The following is a 16,295-nucleotide window of genomic DNA, read 5'->3' on the forward strand; positions in this document are numbered from 1 at the left end:
CTTTTTTAATAATAAATACTTAATGTAAAACTAGTAATAATATATAAAACGGAAACACTCAAAAACGTATAATCAGTCTTTCGAAAACGAAAATATGAAGTTTTTAATTGTTTCATTTGCTGGTTGGATGTCACACCACCAAACCCTTTTGTTTCAAGTGCTTCTACAGTTGTACGAGATCGTTTAGCACCATTTAAAATAAGAGGATAAAACGATAAGATAAGGATTTTCATATAATAAACAATTGATCTCCAGTATAAAAACCCTGCTTTACTAGGTGCTTTACCACGCAAACGATAAGATAAAATAACTTTATGGAACTCCTCCATTAATGTAGGTAAAATACGATAGCAATAAGATACACTGAATGAAAGTTGGGCAGGTACACCCATTCTTAATAGAGCATCACTAAACTCCTCAGGATCTAAACTAGTAAATACTGCTACACTCGCTAATGATATAACAGCCAGTTTAATCGTTAACCAAAACATTGGTTCGACGGAAGTAAGATCTCCACCAAATAACATGGAAACAATAAATAGTACACCCACCTCACTCAATAATCCTATACCAAGTACAAATAAAATCATGGGACTCACTTTCGCAAGATATGTCATACCTAACATAAGTACAAGAAAACTAACGAGAATTATTTTATTATGAATAAACCAGGGAACAATAGCGAAAAATCCATACCAGATAATGAGCGTTCGTGGATCCAGTTTTCCTAAATAAGTTCCTCTTCCACCATAGGCTGTTTTTAATAGCTCTCCTTTAATATATTCAAGTGAAAATTTTTCTGTTAAATTTTTATACATATTCATGTTTTACACCATCACTTTCTAAACAAATAAAGTTTTCACAAAAATCTTCAATTGTATAAGAAGGTGTTTCTAAATTCATTTTTTGACTCAACTTCATAATTTGTGGCATTACTAGTCCGGCTTTTTCAAGTAAAGAAGGATTGCTAAAAATCTCTTCTCTCGTACCGTCTCCGATAACCTTTCCCTCGTGCATAACTAAAATTCTAGTCGCCCATTCAGAAACAAGTTGCATATCATGTGAAGCAATCATTACGGTTTTGACATGCTCTTTCAACGAATTCAACATCTGAATAACGTGCCTTTTCGTAGCAATATCTAAGTTAGCGGTTGGTTCATCCAATAACATGATTTCCGGACGCATGGCTGCACCAATCGCTAAAGATACGCGTCTTTTTTGTCCCCCACTTAATAAACGCGCATCATCATGTTGGATTTTTTCTAATGAAAAGTCCTTTAAAATTTGTTCCACTTTTTCTGGATAGTTTTCAACTTTTCTAGATTTTAAAAATAACTCAATTTCTTTTCTAACTGAATCTTCTATAAACATCTCTTCTGGATTTTGATAAACGTATGCGACATGTTGACTTAGTTTTTCTGGTGTGGAACGACTAGCTTGTAAATGACAAATCTGAATTTCTCCACGAGTCGGTTTTGTAATTCCTGTTATTAATTTAATTAATGAAGATTTACCCGCACCATTATTTCCAACAATTGCAATACGCTCCCCTTCGTAAATTGACGTATGAATATTTGTTAATACCTGTTTTATTTGCTTTCGAAAGTCTTTAAACTCTAGCGATACATTTTGAAATGAAATAAGTGGCAATCGCTCAATTTTCGGAAATAAAGATGTTATAACTTGTTGATTTCTCTTTTCTTTTTTCATTAAATTTATAAAGTATTGCATTCCTTCCTCTAAATTTATAGGAAGATTTTTTATATTTTTTTGATCCATTTGATAAGCTGCTTGTGTTACCTGTGGTGGATATATTTGGCGTGCAATTAAATCTTTAATACTTGAAAGTGCTTGTTTTGTTGGCTTTGTCCATTGAATAGAGCCTTGATCCATTAAAATGACGCGATGACAGTAATCGGCAATGAATTCTGTGTGATGTTCAATTACAATAATTGTCATGCCTAATTCTTCGTTTAATTTTTTCAACACTCGATATACTTCTTCTGCATGTTGAGGGTCTAATTGCGCAACTGGTTCATCCACTATTAAGATTCTTGGTTTCATTGCGAGCACACCAGCTATCGCTAACAAATGCTTTTGACCTCCACTTAATTGCCAAATGTATTCATTAGCAATTGAACTGAGTCCTGTTACTTCCAAAGCCCATAGTCCTCTTTCCTTATAATCTTTCAAACCATAATTTAAAGGTACAAAGGAAACATCATCTAAAACAGTAGGTCGCATAATTTGATTTTCAAAGTCTTGATAGACATAACCGATATGTTTTGATAATTCACCCACTGAATGTTCTGCAGTATGAAAATCCGTTAGCCAAACATCTCCTTCAAAGTCACCTACATAAAATTGAGGGATAAGCCCATTGAATGTTTTACATAAGGTTGATTTACCTGAACCATTTCCACCTATAATCGCCACAAATTCATGTTCATAGATTGTTAAATCTACTTTTTTTAATATCGGATTCTCTGCACCTGGATACGTAAATGTAACATCTTTCATTTGAATGATCGGTTTAGCCAAGGTTTTCATTCCCCTTTAAATTCTTTTTCGATTTAGAACGCATGACTTGGATTGTAATTAAGACTACAATCGTAGCAATACCAATTGGAATCCATATAAACCATTCACCAAATATACCTAAAAATTCTGGCTCCCATTCACCGAATGCCCATTCTGTCTCTGATAAAAACTCTGATAAAATGGCGATAGCAGATAATAAAATTGACACTGCGACTAACTTAGGTGTAACAATTTGAAAAATAGAATATTCTACTTTTCGGTCACGTGGTTTCATCCCAAGTAAAGGCTCAATTTTTCCATACAGTCTTGGAACTAAGTAAAGTGTAGGTAGTAATGCGAATAGTACACCAGAAAATAGTAAGTCATTTAATAATGCGACTCCTTCGATAACCACAATACTTTCAGCAAGTCCAGGAACTGCTTCAAATTCTTCTACACCTACCCATACTTTTCCGATATCAATCATCGTTCCTAACAAGTGATGTACTAATAATCCTGTAAATACTGCTATAATAATTTGTTTACGATTAAGTGGATTACGCACTAATATTCCTGCAATGAACATTCCTAAAGAAAAAGTAATGAATTTTTCTAACTCACCAATACCGCCAAACTGTCCTAACATCAATTCACCAAATATAATCTCTCCAAGCGATGCACCAATTGCTGCGTATAAAGGATGAAATAAAATGCAGAGTGTTAAAGGAATAAAAGCAAAATATTCGACAGACAATTCAATTACACCCAATTGTACGGATGGGATTAATTCCGTAAACATATTGGATAAACCATAGAGAGACATTGATAAAACAAAAACCATCATTTTTTGTGACTGTGTTAATTGATACGTAGTATTCACAGACATACACTTACCTCCTTTAGTTGATAAGCTTAGTATAGAAGTGAATTGTAAATTTAATTCCAGATAATTGAAAACGTTATGTAAATTAATATTCTTTTTATAAAAAATGAAAAAATTTTTTCATTTAAAAGTGAAAATATGCTATAAATGAATAAGAGAAGGAGTGATTTAGATGCAACACCTACATTTTGATCAATTTGACTTAACACCAAATGAAAAAAATATTGCTGACTTTATTTCAAAGAATGGATTGCATATCCTCACTTTTACAGAGGATGAAATTGCGAAGTCTTTACACGTTAGTAACGCTACCGTTTCAAGATTTTGGCGTAAAATTGGCTTTAAGAACTTTAAAGATTTTAAACAAAAGTATAAAAATGAAATTACTGTTTCACCAGCACACAAGCTTGAAAACATTATGGATCAAATGGAGTCTTCCACTTTACAACAGCAAATGATGGATTTAAGTAAAAAACATTTAGAACTTACGCTAGCACAATTTGATGAATCACAATTTCAAATAATGGTGTCAAAAATGATTCATGCAAAAAATATTTATATTTATAGTCCTGGTCCATCAGAAGGTTTAGGTAACTTGTTACATTTTCGTCTTTCTAGATTAGGTTTCTCGATTAAATTACTACCTAAAAGTGGACATGAAATTTATGAGGAATTAATTCATTTCACGAGTGAAGATCTTATTTTTGTATTTGGTTTTGTCAAAATGCACCCTGAATCACAAGTGTTATTAGAATATGCAAAGGCATTACAGATACCTGCTATTGTGATGACAGATTGTCTTGTATCAGATTTCAATCATTATACAGATTATTTACTATTTGCTAGTAGAGGAGAACTATGGGAATTTCACTCAATGATTGCACCTACTTTTTTAATTGAAAATATTATAATTGCTATTGGGAAGGAACAATCGCAAAAGTCTCTTTTAAAATTGGAGCAGCTAGATGACATCCGAAAACAATTTAAACATATCTTACCGCGATAAAAAAAGAGCCTGAGACAGAACAAAATAATAGGTCTCAAGTACGAATAATCAAATCAATTGAACGCGTAGAAAACGACTCCTGCGGGAATAGCATGAGCTGAAAACCCCACAGGAACGCAGTGACGAGGAGTTTGAAGCCATGCCCGCGGAAAGCGTTTTTCGAAGCGAAAATTGATCTGAACGAACAAATCCCGTATGATTTTGAAAAATCATACGGGATTTGCTATGTTAAAAATACTTTTGTGTCAGGCACTTTTATTTAGCGATTATGATTCCAAAAATCATCCATCGCATGGTCCATGTAAACCCAGCCTTTCCAGCCGATATGCAGTGTATCTGTAAACACGTAATTTTCGTTTTCATGTTTTGATAAATCTACATAGGCATGACCTGATTTACTTAAGAATTTATCCATTTTTTCATAGTATGCATCACGTCGTTCTTTATCGAATTCCGCATAGTCATACCATTTACCGTTCATCGGAATCGAGACAAACATTGGTTTTGCACCTGCATCTTTAAAAGCATCCATAACTAATTTTAAATCTGCATACTCTGGTGAGTTGGTATATTCTTCGTCTTTTTTATAACCTTTTAATTCTTGTAGCTTAGGCTTAACTTTTTTATCATAATAGCTTGTTTTAATACTATATTCATTATTCACACGCGGTTTACCAAATGCTTCTGCATTAGCAAGTTGTTGCTCAAATATACGACCTTTCACTAATGTGTCATCTGCTTTTAGATTACGTGGATCATGTCCAATAAATAGCGAATAATACAAGTCTTTTTTATGTTGAATACTACGCGTCATACTTCCGACAGCCATCGCCATTTTACCGACAATCGGATATTTTTTATGGTTGGATAACTCATATTCATACATGGTGCGTAGTACTGTATCACGTTTAACTGTATCAAATGTTAGCAGACGCTTCATACCACGCTTTTTAATCTCTGAATCGATTTCTTTATTGAAAGCTAAATCATAAGATTGCAACATCGAGTAGTTCGGTGAAAAATGGAATTCATCTAATCCCTCTTTTACAAACCATTGTGGTGAAACAATGAATACAACTTTTTTATCTTTTAAGTTTTTCTTCTGTTCCACAATATTTAAAAAGTGAACTAGACTTTGCATACCACCACGCCCTACAAGATACGTATCGTATGGTGCGTCAGTAGCTTTTGCATAATTGTACGGATGGAATGGATCAAATCGTACAAGTTCAGATGAACCTAAAATCGGCATCATATTATCTTGTTGTAACATACGCGATTGCATATATTTCCCTTGATAAACAAGTGGATTCATTTCTGTTTTTGCAGCATCTACTTGTTCATCTGAAATCATTTTTTCAAGCCATTTATTCGGAAAGAATAAGAAGACTAGAAAGAGTGCAACCGCAACAAACAGCGGTACAAACGTTACTTTTTTCATGCAAGCTCTTCTAATTGCATTACAATATTATTCGGTGTATTCCATTCTTCACGATTAAATACTGTAATTGGTACATTGATGCCTAATTCATCTTCGAATGCTACTAACAAGTTGATTGTACCGAATGAATCAAGTAAACCTTCTTGGAATAAATCTAAATCGCGCTCCTCTAAAACAACATCATCTTCACAAACATCTGCAATAATTTGAATTACTTTTTCTTTGTCCATTTTTAAAATCTCCCTTACGTATTAGAATAGTGCGCCTGAGAAAATATAGAAACCAAAACATACAAAATTGAATGTAATGAATACTGAAATCGCATGCGTCCACTTATTATTTTTCCAAAACTTCTTCTTCTTGTTCCATCGTTCGAATACATCGAAACAAATAATGAGTAATGCTTGATACAGACCATACACAATGTAGTGAAGCTCTAAGCCATGCCACGCACCCATTAATAAGAACAATAAGAAGTAACCGATATACGATACTGTATAGCGATTTTTAATCCAACGGTTTTTCATCATCCAAAATACAAAGCGCATGTATACGTAGTCACGGAACCAGAATGACAGGCTCATGTGCCAACGTTCCCAGAACTCTTTAATATTTCGACTAATGAATGGTAAGTTGAAGTTTTCAGGTGTACGAATACCCATTAGATAACTGACACCAATCGCAAAACAACTGTACCCAGCAAAATCAAAGAATAAATACAGACTATATACATACATGTACGCTAGATGCCCTCCAAAAGAATCTAGAACACCGTATGTACGATCCGGTAAGAACACTAAGATTTTGTTATAAAGTAAAAAGGCTAAAATAAATTTATAAAGGAAACCTAAGAAAATCTTATTAATCCCTTTATAAACTAGCTCTCGGTATTCCTCTTTCGTTGGTACTTTTTTAAAATCACGATCAAATCGTTTCCAACGGTCGATTGGACCAGATGAAACAGTCGGGAAGAATAGTAGGAAATAAACCAATTCTGTAATTGGAATATCCTTCTTCATCATGCCGTCTCGTGTTTCCATAATCATTTGTACCGCTCTAAATGTAATATATGAGATACCTAAGAATCCGAAGATGTGTAAATTAAAGAACGGTAAAACTTTTACAAGAACTAACGGTAAAATCGCTAGTAATACACCAATGACAAAAACGGCTGTATGGTTTTTATTTTTACGATACGAATGGTAACCCTTAATTAATAACACTTGGAAAAGTGTAAATAATAAAATCGAAATGGTTGCCTTCCAATTAATCGTATAATTCCCCATATCTAGACCGAAAATCAATGCTAACATAACAACTGTAATAAACAGATTATATTTTCGAGATGATTTTCCTAAGAAACCAAGAATAATCGTTGGTAACAGCGCAATTGCTGTAATTAAGAAGAATAGAAAATCACTATATGGAATCATAAGCCTACTTCAACCGCCAATCTTTTACGGTCTACTTTACCATTCATATTGAGTGGTAGTGAGTCTAAATAGACAAACTTTTTCGGAACCATATAGTTTGGAATGGCTTTTAACAGCTTTTCCTTTAAATTCTTTGTCACTTTAAATGGCTTCTCAGTCATTTCATTGTGCAATGCAACACATGCTGTAAGTGCAGTTACTTCTTCTCCTGATTTAACAGGTAACACGACACATGCACCGACCTCGTCTAAAGCTTCAATTTGCTTTTCGATTTCCTCAATCTCCATACGATAACCATGTAATTTAATTTGGAAATCCGAACGCCCTGCGTAGAAAATATGTCCATCTTGGATATATCCTAAATCGCCTGCCTTATAAATACGTTCGCCTTCATGCGTTTTGAAAACTTTATTCGTCTGTTCTTCTGCATACAGGTAACCTGATGTACTTACAGTTGGTCCAAAGATGACAAGTTCACCCTTTTCCCCATCTGTTACTTCTTCCATTTGTTCATTCATGATTTTTAAAATCCCTGTATCGACTGGCGCAATTGGTAATTGTTCATATGTCTCAATCATATCATCTGTTACTTCAACAGCTGTCACAGCTACTGTTGTCTCTGTTGGGCCATACAAATTATAGATTGTCGCTTTTTTGAATCGTTGTTTTAATTCTTTAGCAACTTGTAATGGTAGTACCTCTCCACAGAACAAGAATGTTTGTAAATCAGGCATTTGTTCATCGTTCCACTCTGGATTCATTAAACAAATCTTCGCGAATGATGGTGTAGATGTCCACACATTAATTGAGGAATCATGCAATTCTTCAAATAATAAACCAGCATTTTCAATTTGAGATTTTGTTATCGCATGTAACTCTCTTCCACCTGTTAAGGCTGGATATAGGTCCATTACGGATAAGTCGAAGGAGTAAGGTGCTTGATTTAAATACACACCATTTGGAAGCGAGCAAGCTTCGTTAATCCATGCAACAAAATGTCGTAAATTTGATTCAGAGATTTGTACGCCCTTTGGCTTTCCTGTACTACCTGATGTATAGATGATATAAAATACTTCATCTTCGCTAACCCATGTAGTTGGATCGTTTTGAGCTCCTTCTCCCTTTACAATCAAATCATTAGCTGTTTGTTGTTGCACAGCAATTTCTAAATCGAATTGCTCCGTTGTGATCATAAATGAAGATTTCGATGCCTCAACGATATGTGAAATTCGTTCTAAAGGAATCGAAATATCGAGTGGGATATATGGGTGACCTGCTTTTACAACTCCTAAAAATGCGATAATTTGTTTAGGAGACATATGTCCGTAAACTGTAATCGGGCTATTTTTAGGCAAATTCATTTTTTTTATGGTATGCGCCAATGCATTTGATTGTTCCCAAAGTTCACCGTAAGTAACCGTTTGACCTGCTGATCGGTACGCTACTTTTTCTGAATGTTCCTTTGCAACAGATGCAATTTGTTGTAGCACATTCATAATATGCACTTCCTTTCACTAAAACTCGGTATATATAAATGGACCCGCGCTCATATCATGGAAACCGTAAATTAATACAAGTAACACCATAATGGCAAAATAAAAGAACGTTTGACCAATTGCTCGCGGAACACTCATTTTTTCTTCTTCTTTTTTTTCTTTATTTACCATTTGTACGCTCCTTTCCACCTTTTATTCTAACGATTTAAGGTTTAAAAAGTTTCATTTTTTTCATTAAATATAACATTTATTACACCAATATAAATTTTATATTACAAAAAGGGCAAATGATAGTGGAAAATAGTCACAAATCTTTTCCATACTTTATTACCCCATTTAAGATAAATACTTCTTAAAAAAATAAAAAAGACGTTCAGTGGTATCAAACGAACCATGAACGACTTTTTCAACTTACTTAACGTTTGTTAATTTCTTCAATTAGTAATTTATTTACCATTTGAGGGTTAGCTTGACCGCGTGATGCTTTCATAATTTGACCTACTAGGAAGCCAATCGCACGATCTTTACCATTTTTAAAATCTTCAATTGATTGTGCATTATTATCTAGGACTTCTGTCACCATGGCTAATAAAGCACCTTCATCAGAGATTTGTACTAAACCTTTTGCCTTAACGATTTCTTCTGCGTTACCACCGTTTTCAACAAGCTCTTTGAAAACTTTCTTCGCAATCTTAGAAGAAATAGTATCTGCAGAGATTAATTTAATCATACCTGCAAGACCTTCTGGCGTTAAAGCTGTATCAGCTAATTCTTTTTGCTCTGCGTTTAAGTAAGCATTTACTTCGCCCATTAACCAGTTTGATGCTAATTTTGCATCTGCACCAGCTGCAACAGTCGCTTCAAAGAAATCCGCTGTTTCTTTTGATAAAGTTAATACGTGTGCGTCATAAGCGGGGATGCCCATCTCTGCTACATAACGTTCTTTACGAGCGTCAGGTAATTCTGGGATCATCGCTTTTTCGCGCTCTAACCATGCGTCGTCAATTACGATATCTACTAAGTCAGGCTCTGGGAAGTAACGGTAATCATCCGTACCTTCTTTTACACGCATTAATACAGTTTTACTTGTTTTCTCGTCGAAACGACGTGTTTCTTGCTTAATTTCGCCGCCTGCTTTTAGTACAGCTTCTTGGCGTTGTGCTTCATACTCAATCCCTTTACGAACGAAGTTGAATGAGTTTAAGTTTTTAAGTTCTGTACGTGTACCAAATTCATCTTGACCGTAAGGACGGATTGAGATGTTGGCATCACAACGTAGAGAACCCTCTTCCATACGAACGTCTGAAACGCCTGTATATTGGATAATCGCTTTTAGTTTTTCAAGGTACGCATATGCTTCCTCTGGTGTACGAATATCTGGCTCAGAAACGATTTCAACAAGTGGAGTTCCTTGACGGTTATAATCCACTAATGAAGCGTTCGCACCATGTGTTAATTTACCGGCATCTTCTTCCATATGAATACGTGTAATACCGATACGTTTCTTTTCGCCATTTACTTCGATTTCAATCCAACCGTTTTCACCAATTGGTTTATCAAATTGTGAAATTTGATATGCTTTTGGATTATCAGGGTAGAAGTAGTTTTTACGGTCGAACTTTGTATGTTGGTTAATATCCATGTTTAGCGCAAGAGCTACACGCATCGCATAGTTCACAACTTCTTTATTCACAACAGGTAATACGCCAGGATATCCTAAGTCGATTACTGATGTATTTGTATTTGGTTCAGAACCAAATTGGTTTGGAGATGGTGAGAAAATTTTTGAGTTAGTTTTTAACTCAACATGTACTTCTAAACCGACAACTGTTTCAAAATTTGTCATGTTATTTTACCTCCCAAGTTTGAGGTGTTTTTGTATGGAAGTCTGTTACGCGTTCGAATGCATCTGCAACACGGTAAACAGTTCCTTCTTCGAAATAGTTACCAATGATTTGTAAACCAACAGGAAGGTCACCGTCAAAACCACATGGAATTGAGATAGCTGGAACACCTGCTAAGTTAATTGGAACCGTTAAAATATCGTTCGCATAAACTGTCATTGGATCTTCGATATTTTCGCCTAGTTTGAATGCAGTTGTTGGTGTTGTAGGTCCAACAATAACATCATACGATTTGAATACTTCATCAAAGTCTTGTTTGATTAATGTACGAACTTGTTGTGCTTTTTTATAATAAGCATCATACGTACCAGCTGATAATGAGTAAGTTCCTAACATAATACGGCGTTTTACTTCATCACCAAAACCTTGCGCACGTGTTTGTAAGTATAAATCTTCTAAGTTATCTGCTTCTGCACGGAAACCGTAACGGATACCGTCAAAACGAGATAAGTTAGATGAAGCTTCAGAAGAAGAAAGGATATAGTAAGCTGCTAAAGCATATTTAGAATGTGGAAGTGATACTTCATCTACAGTAGCGCCAAGTTCTTTTAACTTGTCGATCGCTGCTTGTACTTGTGCTTTCACACCAGCAGAAACACCTTCACCTAAATATTCTTTTGGTACAGCTACTTTAAGACCTTTAATATCGCCTGTTAATTGTGCAGCGAAATCAGGTACTTCTACGTTTGCAGAAGTTGAGTCATTTGCATCAACGCCTGAAATCGCTTCTAATAATAATGCGTTATCACGTACGTTACGTGTAATTGGTCCAATTTGATCTAAAGAAGATGCAAACGCTACTAAACCGTAACGAGATACGCGACCATATGTAGGTTTCATACCTACTACACCACAATATGCTGCTGGTTGACGGATTGAACCACCTGTATCAGAACCTAATGTGAATGGTACTTCGCCTGCTGCTACTGCTGCTGCTGAACCACCTGAAGAACCACCAGGTACATGATTGAAATTCCAAGGATTGTGAACAGGTTTGATGCTTGAGTTTTCGTTTGCAGAACCCATCGCAAATTCATCCATGTTAACTTTACCAACCGTAATCATGCCTGCATCACGTAATTTTTGTACGACTGTTGCATCATAAATTGGGTTGAATCCTTCTAAAATTTTTGAAGCACAAGTTGTTTCAAGTCCTTCAGTTACAATATTGTCCTTTACACCGATTGGTAAACCAAATAGTGGTCCACGTTCTTCGAAAGGTACTTTGTCCATCTCAGCTGCTTGTGCAGTAGCTGCTTCTTTGTTTAGTGCTAAAAATGCACCTACTTCGCCATCAAGTGCATCGATACGAGCAAATGCTTCTGCTGTTAATTCTGCAATTGTTACTTCTTTGTTTTTTAGAAGTTCTTGCATCTCAGCAGATGTATGTTTAAACAATGACATCCGTATTGTTCCTCCTTCAATTAATTTATTCAGACATAATTGGTGGTACTTTAACTAGTCCATCTTGTTGTTCCTTGACGTTTTTCATCATCAGATCACGTGATAAACCTTCTGCTGCCACATCTTCACGAAGTACGTTTACAAGCGGTAGAACATGCGTTGTTGGTTCTACATTCGTTGTATCTAATTCGTTCAATTGTGCCGCAAAATCAGTAATTGCAGCGAGTTGACTTGCGAATTTTTCCGCTTCTTCCTCAGTGATTGCAAGACGAGCCAATTTTGCTACGTGTTTCACTTCTTCTACTGAAAGTTTTGCCATTTATTACACCTCCAAATTCGATAACCATACCTATGATAATATCATTTCTTTCATACAGTAAGCAAGGTACTTTTATATAGTAAAGCGCTCGTAACATCTTGAAAATAAAGGGTTTTCTAAAAGTTTTGAGTTTGTTCACAGCTTAACATCGGTTTTAGTACATGAAAAAACGTAAGTGATGGATGTCACATCACTTACGTTTTTTTATTCGTTATAAAGATGGACAAACGTTTCGGATTCGCCACTCTTTTTCACAATCAATGCCTCTGGTCCATTTACAGACGTAATACTTACTTCTACTTTTAAATCTTTCGGGAATTGTTTCACGACTTCAGAAGCTGCATATTGTGTAAAACCTGTAATTTCTGAAGAACCATAAAACTTAATTGGAATTTTGATTTTTAAACTCTGCATACGATCTTGTGTATAGTAACCTGTACCAATGATATTCGCTGAGTTTGTAAAATACGAATCAATTTTCTCTTTGAATGCGATGAAGTTGTCATTTACTTCACGGTACTTATCTTCAGGGTTTGACATTGGGAACTGTAAATACTTTTCGCTAACATTTTTCCAATCGCTAATTGTTGACTTACCTTCGCCTACTTCTGCATAGGCAATGTACGTTCCTGGTACAATATCTCCGCGTGCAGATTGTTTATACAGTCCAATCGTAATTGGTACATTCGCTAAACCATCCATACCACGTAGACGCTTTACAACTTTTTCAGCAATTTTTTTGCCTTCTGCATTTAATGTAGCATCTGGAATCGGCTCATCATACGTTGCGCCATAATCTTCCTTTTGATAGTAGTAAACTGAATTTAACGCTAAACCAATTGAAATACCTGCTAATTTCACTTTATTCGAACCCGATTGTTTTAAATAATCTTGTTCGATAATGTGTGCTAAGTAAACAGGAGCTTTTTTTGCACGCTCTGTTGGACTCATACCTTTATCGCTTGGATTTAGACCTTCAGCTGATTGATTTCTACGCGCCAACCACGATTGTACGGTTTCTTTATCTAAATATTGTCCTTCTTGGAAGAAGTATTCGTCTGGGTCATATACATTACGCGAGATACGTGTTAATCCTTGTTCTGCTTCTTGAATATCATAGTTTGAATAGATATTCGATACAATGAGACCACGACTTGCACTTTCTTTATAAGGTAATAATGTACGATAATATTTACCTTCTGTGACCGTATTCGGCACAATCGTTGATTGACTATCATCTTTGTCTTGCGTTACAACTTTCTTCTCTTCTTTTGAAAGAGGACTTGTACATCCAGCTAATAAAGCAGCAGCTAGTATCGCAGGAATTAAGCGGCGTTTTTTCATCATTTCCTAAAACTCCTTCATTTAAGATAATTCTTCTATGAGACGTTCCTCATTCCACACTTCAATTCCGAGTTGTTCAGCTTTTGTTAATTTAGAGCCCGCATCTTCACCTGCAATGACAAGATCTGTTTTCTTACTCACACTCCCTGTCACTTTGCCGCCAAGCTCTTCAATTTTCTTTTGCGCTTCTGAGCGATTTAATTGTGAAAGCTTACCTGTTAATACAATCGTCTTTCCATTAAATACACTATCAATTTCTTCGGTATTGATTTTCTTACCAGTATAATATACATTGACGCCTAATTGGCGTAAACGTTCGATTAATTCACGAACTTCTTCTTTTTCAAAATACATGACAATGGAATCAGCCATTTTATCGCCAATCTCAAATACTTCTGTCAACTGCTCCACTGTCGCATCCATTAATGCATCAATTGATTCAAATTCCTCGGCTAATAGGCGTGCTGCTTTTGCACCTACGTGACGAATTCCTAAACCAAATAACAATCGTTCCAGTGAATTTTTCTTAGAAGCTTCAATTGCATCCAATAAATTTTGTGCAGATTTTTCACCCATTCGTTCAAGGGCAATTAATTCTTCTTTATTTAATGTATATAAGTCTGAAACATCTTTCACAAGTCCTTCGCGTAGTAGCTGACTAACTACACGTTCACCGATACCCTCAATATTCATCGCGTTACGTGAAACGAAGTGCGATAATCCCTCTGCGACTTGTGCAAAACAACTTGGATTTACACAACGGAGCGCAACTTCATCATCAATACGTACTAATTCACTGCCACAAGCTGGGCAGTGCGTCGGCATTGTAAAAGGCTCTAGTCCTTCAGGTCGTTGGTCGAATAATACTTGTTTTACTTCTGGAATAATATCACCAGCTTTACGAATAATGACCGCATCACCAATACGAATATCTTTTTCGCGAATGATGTTTTCATTATGTAGCGTTGCACGCTGGACAGTTGTTCCTGCTACTTGAACAGGTTCTAAAATCGCAGTTGGTGTAACAACACCTGTACGTCCAACTGTTAAGTCAATATCCAAAACTTTCGTCATGACTTCTTCAGCGGGGAATTTGTAAGCGATTGACCAACGCGGTGCTTTCACTGTATTCCCAAGCTCTTGTTGCTGGTCATAGCGGTCTACCTTTACTACAATCCCATCAATTTCATAAATTAAGTTTGGTCTTTTTTCTGTCCATTCTTGAATGTATGCAAATACTTCTTCAATTGTTTGGCATTTTTTACGTTCGTGGTTCGTAGTGAAGCCAAGTTGATCTAAATAATCTAGTGCATCACTGTGACTTGCGAGACCATAATCTTCACCACTACCGCCAATAGCATAGATGAATGTTGAAAGATTACGCTTTGCTGCAATTTTCGGGTCAAGCTGGCGTAAAGAACCCGCAGCTGCATTACGTGGGTTCGCGAACAGTTCTTCCCCCTGTTCAGCACGTACTTTATTTAAATTTGTGAATGACTTCTTCGGCATATAACATTCGCCGCGCACTTCAATCGTCACAGGTTCTTTTAAGCGAAGAGGAATTGAATGCACTGTTTTTAAATTCTCTGTAATATCTTCACCTACAAAACCATTTCCACGTGTTGCACCACGAACAAATAGACCATTGTCATACATTAGCGAGATGGCTAAACCATCTATTTTTAATTCACATACATAAGAGAAATTATCGCCAATCGATTGGCGAACACGCTCATCAAAGCTTTTTAAATCGGCTTCACTGAACGCATTCCCTAGACTAAGCATCGGATAACGATGTTCTACTTTATTAAATCCTTTTAAAATCTCGCCACCGACACGTTGGGTTGGAGAATCTGGATAAATCAAATCCGGATATTCTTGTTCAATCGCAAGTAATTCATGTAGCATCTTATCATATACATGATCAGGTACAGTCGGTTGGTCTAATACATAATAGGCATGTCCGTATTCATGTAATAACCGATTATATTCTGCGACTTTCTGTTCCAGTTCTTTTCTGTCCATTCTTTTTCCTCCATCTATTTCAGACTATACTTTTTCAATTGGTGCAAATTTCGCAAGTAAACGCTTGATGCCTGTTGGACTTGGGAAAGCAATATCGAGTTCCATTCCTTCACCCTCACCTTTAACACTTACTACTGTACCAATACCCCATTTTTTGTGTGACGCCTTATCTCCAGCAGCCCATGTTACTTTATCGCCACCAGATTCTTTATAATTCGTTGTTGTTTTTAATTTTGTTCCTGTATTCATTGGCTTGCGATAGCCAGATGACTGACGACGTGGCTCTCTTGAAGTTGCTTGATAACCGAAACTTGTAGAAGCAATTTCTTCTAAAATTGCAGAATCAATCTCTTGAATAAAGCGAGATGGACTATTAAAGCTACTACGTCCGAATAAAGTACGTGTTTGCGCACATGTAATAATTAACTGCTGCTCCGCTCTTGTAATGCCAAATGGTGATAGGTAACCCTTTGATATGATCTCCAGGTTTTCCCCCACCCCACACCGTGCTTGCGAGTTT

General features: G+C 35.9%; 14 protein-coding genes and 1 pseudogene. 1 reads left to right on the forward strand and 14 read right to left on the reverse strand.

Going from position 1 to position 16,295, the window contains the following annotated elements:
* Window positions 1-5 precede the first annotated feature (5 nt).
* Genes QN089_RS12845 through QN089_RS12855 form a run of 3 tightly spaced genes read right to left on the reverse strand, consistent with a single transcriptional unit; the run spans window position 6 to window position 3,406 of the window.
* Window positions 6-824 (reverse strand): energy-coupling factor transporter transmembrane component T family protein, encoded by an 819-nt coding sequence (locus tag QN089_RS12845; RefSeq protein ID WP_285215458.1) that lies wholly within the window; start codon window positions 822-824, stop codon window positions 6-8.
* On the reverse strand, window positions 811-2,541 hold the full coding sequence (locus tag QN089_RS12850) for an ABC transporter ATP-binding protein (protein WP_285215459.1): 1,731 nt from the start codon (window positions 2,539-2,541) through the stop codon (window positions 811-813). The genes QN089_RS12845 and QN089_RS12850 overlap by 14 nt, the downstream gene beginning before the upstream one ends.
* Window positions 2,534-3,406, reverse strand: a complete 873-nt coding sequence (locus QN089_RS12855) for a DUF8171 family membrane protein (RefSeq protein WP_285215460.1) — start codon at window positions 3,404-3,406, stop codon at window positions 2,534-2,536. The genes QN089_RS12850 and QN089_RS12855 overlap by 8 nt, the downstream gene beginning before the upstream one ends.
* A gap of 169 nt (window positions 3,407-3,575) precedes the next feature.
* Between QN089_RS12855 and QN089_RS12860 the strand changes: the two genes are divergently transcribed.
* Complete coding sequence (locus tag QN089_RS12860) at window positions 3,576-4,409, forward strand: MurR/RpiR family transcriptional regulator (protein WP_285215461.1); 834 nt, start codon at window positions 3,576-3,578, stop codon at window positions 4,407-4,409.
* A gap of 259 nt (window positions 4,410-4,668) precedes the next feature.
* Here the strand turns inward: QN089_RS12860 and dltD are convergent, their stop codons facing one another.
* From dltD to QN089_RS12915, 11 genes and pseudogenes are all read right to left on the reverse strand, one after another.
* Complete coding sequence (gene dltD, locus QN089_RS12865) at window positions 4,669-5,850, reverse strand: D-alanyl-lipoteichoic acid biosynthesis protein DltD (protein WP_285215462.1); 1,182 nt, start codon at window positions 5,848-5,850, stop codon at window positions 4,669-4,671.
* The gene (gene dltC / locus QN089_RS12870) at window positions 5,847-6,080 is read right to left on the reverse strand and encodes a D-alanine--poly(phosphoribitol) ligase subunit DltC (RefSeq protein ID WP_087682254.1); all 234 of its coding nucleotides are present in this window, start codon (window positions 6,078-6,080) and stop codon (window positions 5,847-5,849) included. The genes dltD and dltC overlap by 4 nt, the downstream gene beginning before the upstream one ends.
* A gap of 21 nt (window positions 6,081-6,101) precedes the next feature.
* On the reverse strand, window positions 6,102-7,283 hold the full coding sequence (gene dltB / locus QN089_RS12875) for a D-alanyl-lipoteichoic acid biosynthesis protein DltB (protein WP_068450793.1): 1,182 nt from the start codon (window positions 7,281-7,283) through the stop codon (window positions 6,102-6,104).
* Window positions 7,280-8,779, reverse strand: a complete 1,500-nt coding sequence (dltA, locus tag QN089_RS12880; protein ID WP_285215463.1) for a D-alanine--poly(phosphoribitol) ligase subunit DltA — start codon at window positions 8,777-8,779, stop codon at window positions 7,280-7,282. The genes dltB and dltA overlap by 4 nt, the downstream gene beginning before the upstream one ends.
* An 18-nt stretch (window positions 8,780-8,797) precedes the next feature.
* A complete protein-coding gene (locus QN089_RS12885; protein ID WP_231726972.1) occupies window positions 8,798-8,950 on the reverse strand; it encodes a teichoic acid D-Ala incorporation-associated protein DltX in 153 nt (50 codons plus the stop codon).
* A 244-nt stretch (window positions 8,951-9,194) separates the two neighbouring features.
* Window positions 9,195-10,625, reverse strand: a complete 1,431-nt coding sequence (gatB, locus tag QN089_RS12890) for an Asp-tRNA(Asn)/Glu-tRNA(Gln) amidotransferase subunit GatB (protein WP_285215464.1) — start codon at window positions 10,623-10,625, stop codon at window positions 9,195-9,197.
* 1 nt (window position 10,626) lies between these two features.
* Window positions 10,627-12,057 carry an Asp-tRNA(Asn)/Glu-tRNA(Gln) amidotransferase subunit GatA gene (gene gatA, locus QN089_RS12895; protein ID WP_422393548.1) on the reverse strand — a complete coding sequence of 477 codons (1,431 nt, stop codon included), beginning with the start codon at window positions 12,055-12,057 and terminating at the stop codon, window positions 10,627-10,629.
* Window positions 12,058-12,112: 55 nt separating this feature from the next.
* Window positions 12,113-12,406, reverse strand: coding sequence for an Asp-tRNA(Asn)/Glu-tRNA(Gln) amidotransferase subunit GatC (gatC, locus tag QN089_RS12900; RefSeq protein WP_068450780.1), 294 nt, complete (start codon window positions 12,404-12,406; stop codon window positions 12,113-12,115).
* Between the two features lie 204 nt (window positions 12,407-12,610).
* Complete coding sequence (locus QN089_RS12905; RefSeq protein ID WP_335339056.1) at window positions 12,611-13,753, reverse strand: CamS family sex pheromone protein; 1,143 nt, start codon at window positions 13,751-13,753, stop codon at window positions 12,611-12,613.
* An 18-nt stretch (window positions 13,754-13,771) separates the two neighbouring features.
* Window positions 13,772-15,775 (reverse strand): NAD-dependent DNA ligase LigA, encoded by a 2,004-nt coding sequence (gene ligA, locus QN089_RS12910; RefSeq protein WP_285215466.1) that lies wholly within the window; start codon window positions 15,773-15,775, stop codon window positions 13,772-13,774.
* 24 nt (window positions 15,776-15,799) lie between these two features.
* Window positions 15,800-16,237: pseudogene (locus QN089_RS12915) on the reverse strand (ATP-dependent DNA helicase PcrA); the annotation flags it as partial.
* Window positions 16,238-16,295: the final 58 nt, after the last annotated feature.

The sequence above is a fragment of the Kurthia sp. YJT4 genome (assembly GCF_030219945.1).
Taxonomy (GTDB): domain Bacteria; phylum Bacillota; class Bacilli; order Bacillales_A; family Planococcaceae; genus Kurthia; species Kurthia gibsonii.

What these genes read in the sequence shown, in the direction of transcription:
- QN089_RS12845 (WP_285215458.1), bottom strand. Translation starts at nt 824, where the DNA reads ATGAATATGTATAAAAATTTAACAGAAAAATTTTCACTTGAATATATT.
- QN089_RS12855 (WP_285215460.1), bottom strand. Translation starts at nt 3,406, where the DNA reads ATGTCTGTGAATACTACGTATCAATTAACACAGTCACAAAAAATGATG.
- QN089_RS12860 (WP_285215461.1), top strand. Translation starts at nt 3,576, where the DNA reads ATGCAACACCTACATTTTGATCAATTTGACTTAACACCAAATGAAAAA.
- dltD (WP_285215462.1), bottom strand. Translation starts at nt 5,850, where the DNA reads ATGAAAAAAGTAACGTTTGTACCGCTGTTTGTTGCGGTTGCACTCTTT.
- dltC (WP_087682254.1), bottom strand. Translation starts at nt 6,080, where the DNA reads ATGGACAAAGAAAAAGTAATTCAAATTATTGCAGATGTTTGTGAAGAT.
- dltB (WP_068450793.1), bottom strand. Translation starts at nt 7,283, where the DNA reads ATGATTCCATATAGTGATTTTCTATTCTTCTTAATTACAGCAATTGCG.
- dltA (WP_285215463.1), bottom strand. Translation starts at nt 8,779, where the DNA reads ATGAATGTGCTACAACAAATTGCATCTGTTGCAAAGGAACATTCAGAA.
- QN089_RS12885 (WP_231726972.1), bottom strand. Translation starts at nt 8,950, where the DNA reads ATGGTAAATAAAGAAAAAAAAGAAGAAGAAAAAATGAGTGTTCCGCGA.
- gatB (WP_285215464.1), bottom strand. Translation starts at nt 10,625, where the DNA reads ATGACAAATTTTGAAACAGTTGTCGGTTTAGAAGTACATGTTGAGTTA.
- gatA (WP_422393548.1), bottom strand. Translation starts at nt 12,057, where the DNA reads ATGCAAGAACTTCTAAAAAACAAAGAAGTAACAATTGCAGAATTAACA.
- gatC (WP_068450780.1), bottom strand. Translation starts at nt 12,406, where the DNA reads ATGGCAAAACTTTCAGTAGAAGAAGTGAAACACGTAGCAAAATTGGCT.
- QN089_RS12905 (WP_335339056.1), bottom strand. Translation starts at nt 13,753, where the DNA reads ATGATGAAAAAACGCCGCTTAATTCCTGCGATACTAGCTGCTGCTTTA.
- ligA (WP_285215466.1), bottom strand. Translation starts at nt 15,775, where the DNA reads ATGGACAGAAAAGAACTGGAACAGAAAGTCGCAGAATATAATCGGTTA.